Below are 14,584 nucleotides of genomic sequence, written 5' to 3' on the forward strand. Positions count from 1 at the left end.
GCGGCCGGGCCGCAGGACTCAGGACGCTGCGGTCCGGCTGCGCAGGAAGCCGGCCAGCGCCTCGCTGAACTCCCCGGCGCGACCGGCGAATCCGGGGTGCGGGGTCTCCGGGAAGACGGGCAGCTCGACGGCGTCCGGGACCAGCTTGAGCAGGGCGTCGGCGGTGTGGCGCTGGTGCCACGGGCTCTCCGGCGGGGCCGGGACGACGGCGACGGGAAGGCGCAGCCGCGCCAACTCGTCGTCACGGACGCCGCGCAGCGTCTCCCCGGCGAGCAGGGGCTCGACCCCTGGCCCGTGGGCCACCCGGGTCGCCTGGTCGAGCTGCGGATCGCCCGCGGTCGCGGGCCAGGCGAGCACCAGGGCGGAGACGCGCGCCGGGTGGGCCAGGGCCAGCCGGACGCCGACGCTCGCCCCGTTGGAGGCGGCGATCACCGGGACGGGGCCGTCGGGCAGCAGCCGGGCCAGGTGCGCGGCCTCCGCCTCCCAGGAGGCGGGGCGGGGCAGCCGGTTCGGCGTCTGCGGTACCCAACCGTCCTCCCGCAGCCGGGAGATGACGCCGGGTCGGTGCCAGAAGCGGTCGGCGGTCATGTCGTCCTCCCACAGACCGCCGTGGATCAGGAACAGGGGGCGTGCCATGGGCGGAGGATAGGCGAGCAAGGACGTGCGCGGGAGCCGTTCGGGTGGGTTTCGTGGAGGCCTGCCGCTGTACAGCAGCCCCGCTGTACAGTGAGGTCATGTCGAAGCACATCACCATCCGGGTGGACGAGGAGTTCCACGCCCGGTTGGCCGCGCGGGCAGCCGCTGAGGGCACCACGATCACCGCTCTGGTGACCGAGGCCGCCAAGCGGGAACTGGACATGGACCGGCAGCGCTTCCTGGACGCCGCCGCTGAGTTCAACACCCCTGAGAACTGGGCGTACTTCCAGGAGCGCTTCGGAAGGAAGAGCGCGTGAAGGCTGATGAGGCCTGGGCCTGGAACGTCCTCGCACATCATCTGCCCTCCGACCCCACGGTGTGGGACCCCTCGGGCATCAGCGCGGCCATAGCCCGGCACGCCAGCGACGTCGTGCTGGTCGCCGACGAGCCGCCGCGGGACGTGCCCTGGCGGGCGGCCGCGCTGCTGCACACGCTCTCGGTGTGCCCGCCGCTGGACAGCCCGATGAACGAGTTCTACGCGGCCACGCTCACCCGCTCCTATCTGGCCATGGCCGGAGTGGAGCCGCTGCCGAACAGCTTCGCGCTGGCCGACCTGGTCGAGCACGCGAAGGAAGGCCGCAACGACGTCTTCGCCACCGCTGAGGCGCTGCGGAAGTTGACGACCCCTTAGATCCTCGTCGACTCCTTGTCGACAGGGCCAGGGCTCAGCCGGCGTCGGCCGCCGCGCGCAGGGCGGCGACGTCGAGCTTGCGCATCTGCAGCATGGCCTGCATGGCCCGCTGCGCCCGCGCCGGGTCCGGATCGCCGAGGAGTTCGGGCAGCTGCCGGGGCACGATCTGCCAGGACAGCCCGTACTTGTCCTTGAGCCAGCCGCACTGCGACTCCTGGCCGCCGCCGGAGGTCAACGCCTCCCAGTAGCGGTCCACCTCGGCCTGGTCCGCGCAGTCGACGGACAGGGAGATCGCCTCGGTGAAGGGGAACATCGGGCCGCCGTTGAGCGCGACGAACTGCTGGCCGGCCAGCTCGAAGGCCACCGTCATCACCGAGCCGGCCTTGCCCGGGCCCGCCTCTCCGTAGCGCTGCACATCCGTGATCCGCGACTCGCCGCCGAAGACGGAGACGTAGAACTCGGCGGCCTCCTGCGCCTGGTCGTCGAACCAGAGGAAGGTCGTGATCTTCTGCTTGTGGCTGCTCATGTCCCCAGCCTTCTCCGGGACACCGCCACTGTCATCCGATTCTTCCGACTTTCACTCGAATCAGGGAAAGGCGGTCCTTGACGGCGCGTCAGTTCACCACCCGTTCGCCTCGCTCAGCGATGCTTGACATCTCGCTTACTTGGGGTCGTTCGGGGCGAACCGTATTCTCGGCCCAGGCGTCTCCCCCTTCGCACGCCAGTACCGTCACGGAAGGCAAGGTGTCCGCATGGGCGCGATCTCGCGCAGGAACGTCATCGCCGGGAGCGCGGCCGCCACCGCGGCGTTCGGTCTCGCCGCCTGCGGAAGCAGCTCGGCCGGCCAACAGCAGGGCGACGCGGGCGACGCCCATCCCCGTGGTCGCGGCGGCTCCGCGTCGGCGAGCCCGACGGTGCCGCAGGCCAAGCTGATCGGCGACGGCTCCACCTCGGACTCCGGACCGCAGCCGCACCAGCCGGTGCCGCGCAGGCTGGAGCCGGGCGAGCGTCCGCCGCAGTTCGTGGTCTTCTCCTGGGACGGCGCCGGCGAGGACAGCAAGAAGCTGTTCTCGCACTTCCGCCAGGTGGCCCAGGAGGTCAAGGCCACCATGACCTTCTTCCTGTCCGGCATCTACCTGCTGCCCGAGTCCAAGAAGCACCTCTACCTGCCGCCCGGCCACAAGCCGGGTGCCTCGGACATCGGGTACCTGACGGATGAACACATCCGTGCCACGCTGCAGCAGGTGGGCCCGGCGTGGCTTGAGGGCCACGAGATCGGCACCCACTTCAACGGCCACTTCTGCAGCCCCGGCACCGGCGTGGGCGTGTGGACCCCGGCGCAGTGGCGCAGCGAGATCGAGCAGGCCATCGGCTTCGTGCAGAACTGGCGCACCAACACCGGCTTCACCGACCTGCCGCCGCTGCCCTTCGACTACCGCAAGGAGCTGATCGGCGCGCGCACCCCCTGCCTGCTCGGCCAGGACCGGCTGCTGCCCACCGCCCGCGCGCTGGGCTGGAAGTACGACGCCAGCTCCCCCGGCGGCCTGCAGATGTGGCCCGGCAAGCGGCAGGGGCTGTGGGACTTCCCGCTGCAGTCGATCCCGTTCCCCGGGCACAGCTTCCAGGTGTTGTCGATGGACTACAACATGCTGGCCAACCAGTCCGGCGGCAGCGTCAAGGGCGACCCGGCCAAGCGGCCGATGTGGCAGGAGCAGGCGTACCAGGCCTACATGGCCGGCTTCCGGCGTGCCTACACCACCAACCGCGCGCCCTTCTTCATCGGCAACCACTTCGAGAGCTGGAACGGCGGCATCTACATGGTGGCGGTGGAGCGGGCGCTGCGGGACATCGCGGCCCAGCCCGATGTCCGCCTGGTGTCCTTCCGGCAGCTGGTGGAGTGGCTGGAGGTCCAGGACCCGGCCGTGCTGGCCAAGCTGCGCACGCTGAACCCCGGCCAGAAGCCGACCAGTTGGGCCGAGTACACCGGTGGCACGCGGACCCCGGCGGGCACCGCGAGCGGGACGCCGGCGCACAGCTGACGGTTGCGCCGTCCGGCGGGTCGGGCCGGAAACCCGCCGAACGGCGGGGGTGCGGGCCAGACCCTGGAGTGACGAACCGGGCTCCGGGCGGGGCCAAGCTGGTCCTAGTACCAGACCTGCACATTCCCCTCCCACGGAGCAGTGACCCAGCTGTGAACGAGTCCGGCACCCGCCTGAGCCGCATCAGCGCCCGTACCGCCATCTGGTACCTGCGCGTCGTCTGCTGCCTCGACCTCCTCGGTGGCGTCTCGCTCTCCTTCCGGGACCAGATCCGCCATCACAACCAGGGGGACTTCTACACCCCCTACCTGCTGACGGCGGGCTTCAGTTCGGCGGTCTTCGCCCTGTTCCTCGCGGTGATGATGAACCGGCGCAAGCGCGCCGCCTGGATCGCCAACGGGGTGCTGGCCGGCCTGACCGTGCTGGGCATGCTGCTGGCGCTGGCCGCGGAGCCGTCGGTGCGCAGCCACTGGTTCAACTGGGTGTCCACCGGCCTCACCGCGCTGTTCACCACGGCCCTGCTGACGGGACGTCAGCACTTCCAGGTGCGCGGCGACCGGGCCAACCCGCGGCTGGCCACCGGCGTCCTGCTCGGCGGCGGCGCGCTGACGCTGCTGCTCGGCACGCTGCTGGTCTCGGTCACCGGCGGCGCCCCCGAGGCGAGCATCGCGGACCGGGTCCACTACGTCTTCGTCCGCGCGCTGACCATGGGCTTCGAGCCCGCCGGGGTGGCCGACGTGGACGTGCCGCGCTGGGTGGACGTCGGCATCAACGTGATGAGCGTGGGCGTGCTGCTGGTCGTGCTGTACGCGCTGTTCCGCGCGCCCAAGGGCACCGAGTACCTGAGCCGGGAGGACGAGCAGCGGCTGCGCGCGCTGCTGGAACGGCACGGCGCCCGGGACTCGCTGGGGTACTTCGCCCTGCGGCGCGACAAGAGCGTCATCTTCTCGCCCAGCGGCAAGGCCGCGGTGACCTACCGGGTGCTCGGCGGCGTCTCGCTGGCCTCGGGCGACCCCATCGGCGACGTCGAGGCGTGGCCCGGTGCCATCGAGGCCTGGCTGCGCGACGCCCGCGACCACGCCTGGGTCCCGGCGGTGACCGGCGCCAGCGAGGAGGGCGGCACGGTCTACGCCCGGCACGGTCTGGACGCGCTGGAGCTGGGCGACGAGGCGATCGTCGAGGTCGCCGACTTCTCCCTGGAGGGACGCGCGATGCGCGTGGTCCGCCAGGCCCACAAGCGGGTCCAGCGCGCCGGGTACTCGGTGCGGATCCGCCGTCACGAGGACATCGCCGACGAGGAGATGGAGACCCTGGTCCGCCGCGCGGACCAGTGGCGCGACGGCGCGACGGAGCGGGGCTTCAGCATGGCGCTCGGCCGCTTGGGCGACCCCGACGACGGGTGCTGCGTGATGCTCGAATGCCGGGACGGCGAGGGCGAGTTGCGCGCCCTGCTGAGCTTCGTGCCCTGGGGCGAGCGGGGTCTTTCGCTGGACCTGATGCGGCGGGACCGGCAGTCCGAGAACGGCCTGATGGAGTTCATGATCATTGAACTGCTGGGCCAGGCGCGGGACTTGGGCGTGGAGCGGGTGTCGCTGAACTTCGCGGTCTTCCGGGCGGTGTTCGAGCGCGGGTCGCGGCTGGGCGCGGGTCCGTTCCTGCGGGCGTGGCGTTCGGTGCTGGTGTTCTTCTCGCGGTGGTGGCAGATCGAGTCGCTGTACCGGGCCAACGCGAAGTACCACCCCCAGTGGGAGCCGCGGTACGTGCTCTTCGAGCGGAGCAGGGACCTGCCCCGCATCGCCCTCGCGAACGCCTGCGCGGAAGGGTTCCTCCCCGCGCCGCGGCTTCCCGCCCTCTTCGGCGCGCGCCGCCGCGCAACGACGGCGAAGCCGTCGACACGGGAGCAGGAACGGGAACTGGAGCGCGCGGCGTAAGTCGCACCTTCCTCAGGGGGGCGCAGCCCCGTCAGGGGCGCGAGGAACTGCGCGAACGGCCCCCCACTCGGGGAGGTCCGACCCCGTCTGCGGGACGAACCTCCCTGGGTGGTGTGTTGCTCGCGCAGTTCCTCGCGCCCCTGACGGGGCTGCGCCCCCTGACGGGGCTGCGCCCCCTGACGGGGCTGCGCCCCCTGACGGGGCTGCGCCCCCTGACGGGGCTGCGCCCCCTGACGGGGCTGCGCCCCCTGACGGGGCTGCGCCCCCTGACGGGGCTGCGCCCCCTGACGGGGCTGCGCCCCCTGACGGGGCTGCGCCCCCTGACGGGGCTGCGCCCCCTGACGGGGCTGCGCCCCCTGACGGGGCTGCGCCCCCTGACGGGGCTGCGCCCCCTGACGGGGCTGCGCCCCCTGACGGGGCTGCGCCCCCTGACGGGGCTGCGCCCCCTGACGGGGCTGCGCCCCCTGACGGGGCTGCGCCCCCTGACGGGGCTGCGCCCCCTGACGGGGCTGCGCCCCCTGACGGGGCTGCGCCCCCTGACGGGGCTGCGCCCCCTGACGGGGCTGCGCCCCCTGACGGGGCTGCGCCCCCTGACGGGGCTGCGCCCCCTGACGGGGCTGCGCCCCCTGACGGGGCTGCGCCCCCTGACGGGGCTGCGCCCCCTGACGGGGCTGCGCCCCCTGACGGGGCTGCGCCCCCTGACGGGGCTGCGCCCCCTGACGGGGCTGCGCCCCCTGACGGGGCTGCGCCCCCTGACGGGGCTGCGCCCCCTGACGGTTGACGGGGGTCAGGTGCGTTGGGAGGGGAGGCGGGCGGTGAGGACGAAGCCGCCTGCGGGGGTGGGGCGGGCGGAGAGGGAGCCGCCCAGCTGTTGGGCGCGTTCCCGGAGGCCGATCAGGCCGTGGCCGCCCGAAGGGAGGAGGAGGGGTTCCGCGTCCGGGGACGGCGGGCCGTTCTCGACGGTGACGTGGAGCACCGTGGCCTCGCCACGCAGCCGGACCACCACGTCGGCACCGGGGGCGTACTTGCGCACATTGGTCAGACCCTCCTGCACCGTCCGGTACGCCGCCCGCTGCACCGGTTCCGGGAAGCCCGCCAGACCCTCGGGCAGCTCCAGCGCGGCGTCCAGCCCGCACGCCGCGACCAGCCGGGGCAGGTCGTCCAGCCGCGGCTGCGGGGTCAGCCGGGACACGTCACCGCCCGCCGCCGCGCGCAGCACGCCGACCATCTGGCGCAGCTCCTCCAGTGTCTTGACCGACAACTGACGGATCGTCCGGGCCGACTCCGCCACCGCCTGCGGGTCCTCCGCACGCAGCTGCAGTGCGCCGGCCTGGATCGAGATGAGGCTGACCTGGTGCGAGACCACGTCGTGCATCTCCCGGGCCAGCCGGGCCCGCTCCTTGGCCAGGACGCTCTGCTCCAGCAGCCGCCGTTCCCGTTCCTGGCCCCGCGTCAGTTCGTCCAGCCGGACGGCCAGTTCCCGGCGCGTGTGCACGAGAAGTCCGAAGGCGACCGGCGCGCCCGCCGTCAGCAGGGCGTACATGACGGCCAGCGCCGTGGTCCGGTCCCAGCCCAGGGTGACCTCGTTCCAGGGCCAGGGCCAGAAGTCCGCCAGCCCCACCAGGACCGCGCAGCACGCGGTCTCCACCCGGCGCCGCCGTTCCGCCGCCACCGAGTACAGGGCGGTCATCGGGGCCAGCCAGATGTAGCCCAGCTGCAGCCCGGGCAGGGTCAGCAGCAGTGCGAGCAGGGGCAGCCGCCGACGCAGCAGCAGGGCGAAGGCGGCGAGCAGCGCCGTGCCGAGCTGGACCCGGGAGTCGAGGTCGTCCGCGAGCAGCGCGTCCGCGCAGGCGAGGAGGAAGGGGACGGCGAGGGTCAGCCAGGGCGCGGTGTACCAGGCGCGCCTCACGCGTCCTCGTCCCGCGGTCGGGCGCGGCCCTCAGCCGCGATCAGGCCGGCCTGGTGGGCGAAGACCGCGGCCTGGACCCGGTTGGCGGTGCCGAGCTTGGCGAGGATCGCGCTGATGTGGTCCTTGACCGTGCCGGTGCTGAGGTAGAGCCGGGCGGCGATGTCGGCGTTGGAGAGGCCCTCGCCCAGCAGGGCCAGCACGTCCAGTTCACGGGTGGTCATGGTGGCGAGCCGGGCGGCGGTCTGCTTGTCGGGGCCGGCGTCGAGGTAGCCGGCGATGACGGTGTCGGTGACGGTGGGGGAGAGGATCCGCCCGCCGGAGGCCAGGACCCGGACCGCGTGCATGAGTTGCTCCGGGTCCGTGTCCTTGAGCAGGAAGCCCATCGCGCCGCCGCGCAGCGCCGTGCCGATGTACTCGTCGGTGTCGAAGGTCGTCAGCATCGCGACCACCGGCCGTTCGGGACGCTCCTGCAGCGCGCGCAGCACGGTGATGCCGTCGACGTCGGGCATCCGGATGTCGAGCAGGACGACGTCGGGCCGGTGTCGGTCGATGACGGACAGGGCCTCGCCGCCGGAGCAGGTGGCCACCACCTCGATGTCGGGGGCCGAGCCGACGATCAGGCTGAGTCCGGAGCGGACGAGCGTCTCGTCGTCGACGATGACCACGTTGATCAAGGTGCGGGCCTTTCTGTGCTGCCGTGCGTCCCTCACAAGAGGGTACGAGGGCGGTGGGTCAGCCGGGCGGGGGCTTGCCGAAGCCCGTTCGAACGGGAGAGGCTTCCGGCGTCCGGGACGGTTCCCGGCGGTGTGCGGGCAGAGGGAGTGATCCATGGCACAGCGCGGCGGCGGCCTCCGGCTGGACGGCCTCGCCTACGGCGGGGACTACAACCCGGAGCAGTGGCCCGAGCACGTCTGGCCGGAGGACGTGGCGCTGATGCGCGAGGCCGGGGTGAACCTGGTGAGCCTCGGCGTCTTCAGCTGGTCCCGGTTGGAGCCGCGCCCGGGAGAGTTCGACTTCGGCTGGCTGGACCGGGTGATCGGGCTCCTGCACGAGGGCGGCATCGCGGTGGACCTGGCCACGCCGACCGCCGCCGTGCCCGCCTGGTTCCTCAGGGCGCACCCCGAGGCACGCCCGGTGCGCCGGGACGGCACGGTGCTGGGCGGCGGCTCGCGGCAGACCTATTGCCCCAGCTCGCCCGCGTACGCGGCGGCGGCCGACGCGATCACGACCGAACTGGCCCGCCGCTACGGCGGGCACCCGGCGGTGGTGCTCTGGCACGTGCACAACGAGTTCGGCTGCCATGTCTCCGAGTGCTACTGCGCGCAGTCGGTGACGGCCTTTCAGGAGTGGCTGGCGGAGCGGTACAAGAGCGTGGAGGCGCTCAACGAGGCGTGGGGCACCGATTTCTGGGGCCAGCGCTACGGCTCCTTCGAAGAGGTGGACGCCCCGCGCGAGGCCCCGACGGCGGTCAACCCGGCGCAGCGCCTGGACTTCCGCCGCTTCTCCTCCGACGCCCTGCTGCGGCGCTTCCGCGCAGAGCGCGACGTGATCCGCTCCTTCGACCCGCACACACCGGTCACCACCAACTTCATGGCGGGGGCCTGCGGCGCGCTGGACTACTGGCAGTGGGCCCGCGAGGTGGACCTGGTCGCCACCGACCACTACCTGGCCGCGGAGCGCGCCGACAACCACATCGACCTTGCCCTGGCCGCCGACCTGACCCGCTCGCTGGCCGGGGGCCGCCCGTGGCTGCTGATGGAGCACTCCACCTCGGCCGTCAACTGGCAGCCGCGCAACCTCGCGAAGCGGCCGGGTGAGCTGGCCCGCAACAGCCTGGCGCACCTGGCCCGGGGCGCGGACGGGCTGCTGTTCTTCCAGTGGCGCGCCTCCCGGGCGGGAGCCGAGAAGTTCCACTCGGCGATGGTGCCGCACGCCGGCACGGACACCCGGGTCTGGCGCGAGGTCACCGAACTGGGCGCGGAGCTGCGGCGGCTGGCGGAGGTCCGGGGCAGCCGGGTGACCGCGCGGGCGGCGCTGGTCTGGGACTGGGAGTCGCTGTGGGCCCTGGGCCTGGAGGGCCGCCCTTCCGTCGAGCTCGACTTCCGGGAGCGGGTGGACGCCTACTACGAGCGGCTGTGGCGGGCCGGGGTCACCGTCGACTTCGTCCATCCCGGTGACGATCTGTCGACTTATCAGCTTGTCGTCGTCCCTTCGATGTACGTGACCCGCGACGAGTGGGCGGAGAACCTGCGCGGCTGGGTCGCCACCGGCGGCACCCTGCTGGTCTCCTACTTCAGCGGCATCGTCGACGAGCACGACGCGGTCCACCTGGGCGGTTACCCCGGCGCCCTGCGGGACGTCCTGGGTGTGCGCACCGAGGAGTTCCTGCCGCTGCGGGCGGGGGAGAGGACCACCCTGGTCGCCGAGGCGGTGGCCGGCGCGCCGGGAAGCGGGAGCCGCTGGGCCGAGGACCTGCGGCTCGACGGGGCGTCAGCCGTGCTGCGCCACGCGGACGGTCCCGCCGCCGACCGCCCCGCCGTCACTCGCAACACCTACGGCACCGGCACCGCCTGGTACGTCGCCACGGCCCCCGACCCGAGCACCCTGGACGCGGTCCTGCGCGCGGCCCTGGCGGACGCGGGACTGCACGCCCCCGCCGAACTCCCCGAGGGCGTCGAGCGGGTGGAGCGCACCGACGGCGAGCGGATCTGGCAGTTCGTCATCAACCACGCGGACGTGGACGCCGTCGTCCCCCTGCGGGACGGTGAACTCCACGTTCCCGCAGGAACCGTGCGGGTGGTGGCGGCGCCCGCCGAGTGACCGTCTGTTCGGGCACGTTCGAAGATCGCGGAGTGCCCGCCTGGCTGATGCGGAACGGGACCGACTAGTGTGGCTCCCCGGTCGAGTCGGGAGTTCGCTGTGTCTTTTCTGGGAGGGGCCGGGGTGGGCGCGCGCACCGCGAGGATCCGGGAGGTGTGGCGCGGCGACCGGTTTCTCCGCCGGCTGACCCTTTTCGCCCTGTTCTCCCTGGTCGCCTACGCGATCGTGCGGCACTTCATCCACACCTCGATGGTGGACATGCTGGTCTACCGCGCCGAGGGGGCGGCCGTCGTGCACGGCGACGACCTCTACCGGCTGCGCACCCACGGAAACCTGCCGGCCACCTACCCGGCGTTCGCCGCCCTGCTGTTCACCCCCTTCGCCTTCCTCCCGGTCGGCTTCCTCCGGGTCGCCGTGACCTGCGCGAACCTGGTCCTGCTCGGCTACCTGGCGGTGCTTTCGTGCCGCCTGGTCGGCTGGCCCGGGCCCGAGCGGCGACCGCACGCCGCGGTCGCGGCGGTGGGCTTCGGCGTCTGGCTGGAGCCCGTCTACACGACGTTGCGCTACGGGCAGATAAACCTGCTGATAGCCGTTCTGGTACTGGCCGACGTCATTCGGGCGGACCGGAACCGGTTTGCCGGAATCGGGCTGGGAATCGCTGCGGGGCTCAAGGTGACGCCGTGGTTCTTCATCGTCTATCTGCTGTTGACCGGGCGTTTCCGCACGGCCGGCCGGGCGGTCGTGTCGTTCCTGGCCACCATTGCCGTGGGCGCGGCCTTTCTGCCCGGCGCCTCCTGGGGATTCTGGACGAAGTACCTGTACCAGACCCGCAGGGTCGGAAAGGAATACATCGTCGACAACCAGTCGGTCCGCGGCATGGTGGACCGGATCCTGCACACCACCCACGCCGGGATCTCGGTGACCCTGCTGGCCGGGCTGGTCGCCGTCGGCGGGTTGGCGCTGGCCGTGCTGCTGGTGCGCCGGCCGGTCGCCCTGCGCCGGCCGCAGGCGTGGTCGGTGGTGTGCTGCGCGGTGACCATGCTGCTGATCTCGCCGATCAGTTGGACCCACCACTGGGTCTGGTGCGTCCCGCTGCTGGTGCTGCTCGCCGCCGAAGCGGCCGAGGAGCGTGCCCGGTTGGTGCGACCGCGCCGGTGGCGCGTCGTGCTGGCCGCCGTCGGGCTGGCGTTCTGCGCCAACTCCATGTGGCTGGTCCCGCACAAGGGGCCGCGCGACCTGGCCGTGCCCGCCTGGCTGCAGGCGTTCGCCGCCCCCTACCCGCTGCTCGGGCTCGCCTTGCTGGGGCTGGGCGGCTGGCGTTACCTGCGCCGGGCCCGCCCGCTGCTGCCCCCGGGCGGCGGTCTCGCCCGCGTGCCCGAGCAGGCGTCCTCCCGCGTCGGCGTGGGCTGACGCGGGAGGCTGACGGGCGGCCACTGACGGGCAGTCAGCCGGTGTCCCGTGAAGGGCCGTTGCGCTCAGTCCATGCGGTCGACGGAGGTGACCCGGACCACGGCGCGGCCTTCCTCGTCCGAGCTGTGCAGGTCGACCTCGGCGCTGATGCCCCAGTCGTGGTCACCGTCCGGGTCGTCGAAGATCTGCCGGACCAGCCAGGCGCCCTGGAGGGACTCCTCGTCGATGAGGAGCATCTTCGGGCCGCGGGCGTTCGGGCCGGTGCCCAGGTCGTCGTGCTCGTCCCAGTACGCGTCCATGGCGTCGGCCCACCGGTCGGCGTCCCAGCCGCCGTCCTCGGCGTCCAACTCGCCCAGCTCGTCGTAGCGTTCGAGGGCGGCCAGCTCCACCCGGCGGAACATGGCGTTGCGGACCAGGACCCGGAAGGCGCGGGTGTTCCTGGTGACCGGCTCCGTCTTCTCCTCCAGCGCCTGCTCGATCTCCTCCTCGTCCTCCGGGTTGGCCAGCTGCTCCCACTCGTCGAGCAGGGAGGAGTCGACCTGGCGGACCAGCTCGCCGAGCCAGGAGACGAGGTCGCGCAGGTCCTCGGTCTTGATGCTGTCCGGGACGGTGTGCTCCATCGCCTTGTAGGCGGAGGCCAGGTAGCGCAGCACCAGGCCCTCGGCGCGCGGGAGTTCGTAGAAGCCGACGTAGTCGGTGAAGGTCATCGCCCGCTCGTACAGGTCGCGGGCGACGGACTTGGGGCGCAGCGGGTGGTCGCTGATCCACGGGTGGGCGCGCCGGTACACGTCGTAGGCGTGCTCCAGCAGCTCCTCCAGCGGCTTCGGATAGGTGATCTCCTGGAGCCGCTCCATCCGCTCCTCGTACTCGATGCCGTCCCGCTTCATCTCGGCGACGGCCTCGCCGCGCTCCTTGTTCTCCTGCGCGCCCAGGATCTGCCGCGGGTCGTCCAGGGTGGACTCGACGACGCTGAGCACGTCCAGGGCGTAGGAGGGGGACTCCGGGTCCAGCAGCTCGAAGGCCGCCAGCGCGAAGGTGGACAGCGGCTGGGTGAGGGAGAAGTCGTCCTGCAGCGAGACCGTCAGGCGCACCACGCGCCCGGTCTCGTCGGGCTCGTCCAGCTTCTCCACGACGCCGCCCGCGAGCAGCGAGCGGTAGACCGCGATGGCCTCGCGGATGTGGCGGCGGCGCGCCTTCGGGTCGTCGTCGTTGTCCAGCAGCAGGTGCTTCATCGCCTCGAAGGCGTTGCCGGGCCGGTTGATGACCGAGAGCAGCATCAGGTGGCTCACCCGGAACCGGCTGACCAGCGGCTCGGGTTGAGCCTCGATCAGCTTGTTGAAGGTCTCTTCGCCCCAGGAGACGAAGCCGTCCGGGGCCTTCTTGCGGACCACCTTCCGCTTCTTCTTCGGGTCGCCGCCCGCCTTCGCCACGGCCCGCTCGTTCTCGATGACGTGCTCCGGGGCCTGGGCGACGACCAGACCCTTGGTGTCGTAGCCGGCCCGTCCGGCGCGGCCCGCGATCTGGTGGAACTCGCGGGCGCGCAGCAGCCGCACGCGCTGCCCGTCGTACTTGGACAGGGCGGTGAACAGCACCGTGCGGATGGGCACGTTGACGCCGACGCCGAGGGTGTCGGTGCCGCAGATCACCTTGAGCAGGCCGGCCTGGGCGAGCCGCTCCACCAGCCGCCGGTACTTGGGCAGCATGCCGGCGTGGTGGATGCCGATGCCGTGGCGTACGTAGCGGGACAGGTTGCGGCCGAACTTGGTGGTGAAGCGGAAGTTGCCGATGAGCGCGGCGATGGCCTCCTTCTCGGCCTTCGTGCACATGTTGATGCTCATCAGCGCCTGCGCCCGTTCGACGGCCTGCGCCTGGGTGAAGTGCACGACGTAGACCGGCGCCTGGCCGCCCTGCAGCAGCTCCTCCAGCGTGTCGTGGATGGGGGTGGCCCGGTACTCGTAGAACAGCGGTACCGGGCGCTCGGCCCCGGCGACCGTGGTGGTGTCCCGGCCCGTGCGGCGCTTGAGGTCCGCCTCGAACTTGCGCACGTCGCCCAAGGTGGCCGACATCAGCAGGAACTGGGCCTGCGGCAGCTCGATGAGCGGAACCTGCCAGGCCCAGCCGCGGTCGGGCTCGGCGTAGAAGTGGAACTCGTCCATGACGACCTGGCCGACGTCGGCGCGCGAACCGTCGCGCAGCGCGATGGACGCGAGCACCTCGGCCGTGCAGCAGATGATCGGCGCGGTGGGGTTGACGCTCGCGTCGCCGGTCATCATGCCGACCTGCTCGGTGCCGAACATCTTCACGAGGTCGAAGAACTTCTCGGAGACGAGGGCCTTGATGGGTGCGGTGTAGAAGGTGCGCTCGCCGCGCGCGAGCGCGGCGAAGTGCGCGCCCGCCGCGACCAGGCTCTTGCCGGAGCCGGTGGGGGTGTTGAGGATGACGTTGTTCCCCGAGACGATCTCGATCAGCGCCTCTTCCTGGTGCGGGTAGAGGGTGATCCCGCGCTCCTCGGACCACTCCGCGAACGCGGTGAACAGGTCGTCGGGCGTGGCGGGCGAGGGAATGAGATCAGTCAGGGTCACGCCCCCTATTCTGCCCGCCCGCGCGTTCGCCTCCGGCTCCCCCCGGCCCTGGGGACCGTGCCCCCGCCCGCCCAGCCTCGGCGCAGCGGGCCTGCGGGCGGGGCCCGCGGGTTCGCCTTCGGATGCCCCGGCCCTGGGGGCTGTGCCCCTGCGCGCCCGGTTCCGGCGGAGCGGGCCTGCGGGCGGGGCCGGGGTTTGCCTTCGGCTGTCTCGGGCGCCGGGGGCCTGGCCTCCGCGCGCGCGATCCCGGCGGAGTCGGCTTGCGGGCGGGGCCGGGGGTTCGCCTTCGGCATCCCCGGGGTCTGGGGGCCGTTGCCCCTGCGCGCGCGGTCCCGGCCGAGCGGGCCTGTCGGCGGGGCCCGGGGGTTCGCATTCGGCTGCCCCCGGTCCTGGGGGCTGAGCCCTGCCCGCGCGGTCCTGGCGGAGCGGGCCTGTCGGTGGGGCCCGGGGGTTCGCATTCGGCTGCCCCCGGCCCTGGGGCCGTGCCCCTGCCCGCGCGGTCCCGGCGCAGCGAGCCTGCCGGCGGGGCCCGCAGGTTCGCATTCGTCGGCCCCGTGCCGCCCCGG

11 protein-coding genes are annotated in these 14,584 nt (G+C 72.6%); 6 read left to right on the forward strand and 5 right to left on the reverse strand.

The features are described 5' to 3' along the window. Positions 1–18: 18 nt before the first annotated feature. The gene (locus tag ACFP3V_RS23650) at positions 19–636 is read right to left on the reverse strand and encodes an alpha/beta fold hydrolase (protein WP_380586935.1); all 618 of its coding nucleotides are present in this window, start codon (positions 634–636) and stop codon (positions 19–21) included. 98 nt (positions 637–734) lie between these two features. On the opposite strand from ACFP3V_RS23650, the gene ACFP3V_RS23655 reads away from it, so the two are divergent. Together ACFP3V_RS23655 and ACFP3V_RS23660 are read left to right on the forward strand one after the other, a co-directional pair. Continuing rightward, positions 735–953 (forward strand): toxin-antitoxin system HicB family antitoxin, encoded by a 219-nt coding sequence (locus tag ACFP3V_RS23655; RefSeq protein ID WP_380586938.1) that lies wholly within the window; start codon positions 735–737, stop codon positions 951–953. Next, positions 950–1,327, forward strand: coding sequence for a hypothetical protein (locus ACFP3V_RS23660; RefSeq protein ID WP_380586941.1), 378 nt, complete (start codon positions 950–952; stop codon positions 1,325–1,327). The genes ACFP3V_RS23655 and ACFP3V_RS23660 overlap by 4 nt, the downstream gene beginning before the upstream one ends. Before the next feature lie 34 nt (positions 1,328–1,361). Here the strand turns inward: ACFP3V_RS23660 and ACFP3V_RS23665 are convergent, their stop codons facing one another. Continuing rightward, entirely contained in the window at positions 1,362–1,853 is a 492-nt protein-coding gene (locus tag ACFP3V_RS23665; protein ID WP_380586944.1) for a VOC family protein, read from the reverse strand. Between the two features lie 226 nt (positions 1,854–2,079). Between ACFP3V_RS23665 and ACFP3V_RS23670 the strand changes: the two genes are divergently transcribed. Then, positions 2,080–3,366 carry a polysaccharide deacetylase family protein gene (locus tag ACFP3V_RS23670; RefSeq protein WP_380586946.1) on the forward strand — a complete coding sequence of 429 codons (1,287 nt, stop codon included), beginning with the start codon at positions 2,080–2,082 and terminating at the stop codon, positions 3,364–3,366. Between the two features lie 152 nt (positions 3,367–3,518). After that, the gene (locus tag ACFP3V_RS23675; RefSeq protein WP_380586949.1) at positions 3,519–5,297 is read left to right on the forward strand and encodes a phosphatidylglycerol lysyltransferase domain-containing protein; all 1,779 of its coding nucleotides are present in this window, start codon (positions 3,519–3,521) and stop codon (positions 5,295–5,297) included. 787 nt (positions 5,298–6,084) lie between these two features. On the opposite strand, the gene ACFP3V_RS23680 is transcribed toward ACFP3V_RS23675, so the two are convergent. Then, positions 6,085–7,206, reverse strand: a complete 1,122-nt coding sequence (locus ACFP3V_RS23680; protein ID WP_380586952.1) for a sensor histidine kinase — start codon at positions 7,204–7,206, stop codon at positions 6,085–6,087. Next, on the reverse strand, positions 7,203–7,871 hold the full coding sequence (locus ACFP3V_RS23685) for a response regulator (protein WP_380587005.1): 669 nt from the start codon (positions 7,869–7,871) through the stop codon (positions 7,203–7,205). Before ACFP3V_RS23685 ends, ACFP3V_RS23680 begins: the two co-directional genes overlap by 4 nt. A 163-nt stretch (positions 7,872–8,034) precedes the next feature. On the opposite strand from ACFP3V_RS23685, the gene ACFP3V_RS23690 reads away from it, so the two are divergent. Beyond that, a complete protein-coding gene (locus ACFP3V_RS23690; protein WP_380586955.1) occupies positions 8,035–10,026 on the forward strand; it encodes a beta-galactosidase in 1,992 nt (663 codons plus the stop codon). Positions 10,027–10,125: 99 nt separating this feature from the next. Next, the gene (locus tag ACFP3V_RS23695) at positions 10,126–11,436 is read left to right on the forward strand and encodes a glycosyltransferase 87 family protein (protein ID WP_380586958.1); all 1,311 of its coding nucleotides are present in this window, start codon (positions 10,126–10,128) and stop codon (positions 11,434–11,436) included. Between the two features lie 65 nt (positions 11,437–11,501). Here the strand turns inward: ACFP3V_RS23695 and ACFP3V_RS23700 are convergent, their stop codons facing one another. Further along, positions 11,502–14,018 (reverse strand): DEAD/DEAH box helicase, encoded by a 2,517-nt coding sequence (locus ACFP3V_RS23700; RefSeq protein ID WP_380586961.1) that lies wholly within the window; start codon positions 14,016–14,018, stop codon positions 11,502–11,504. Positions 14,019–14,584: the final 566 nt, after the last annotated feature.

The organism is Streptacidiphilus monticola (assembly GCF_042658505.1).
In the GTDB taxonomy this organism is placed as follows: domain Bacteria; phylum Actinomycetota; class Actinomycetes; order Streptomycetales; family Streptomycetaceae; genus Streptacidiphilus; species Streptacidiphilus monticola.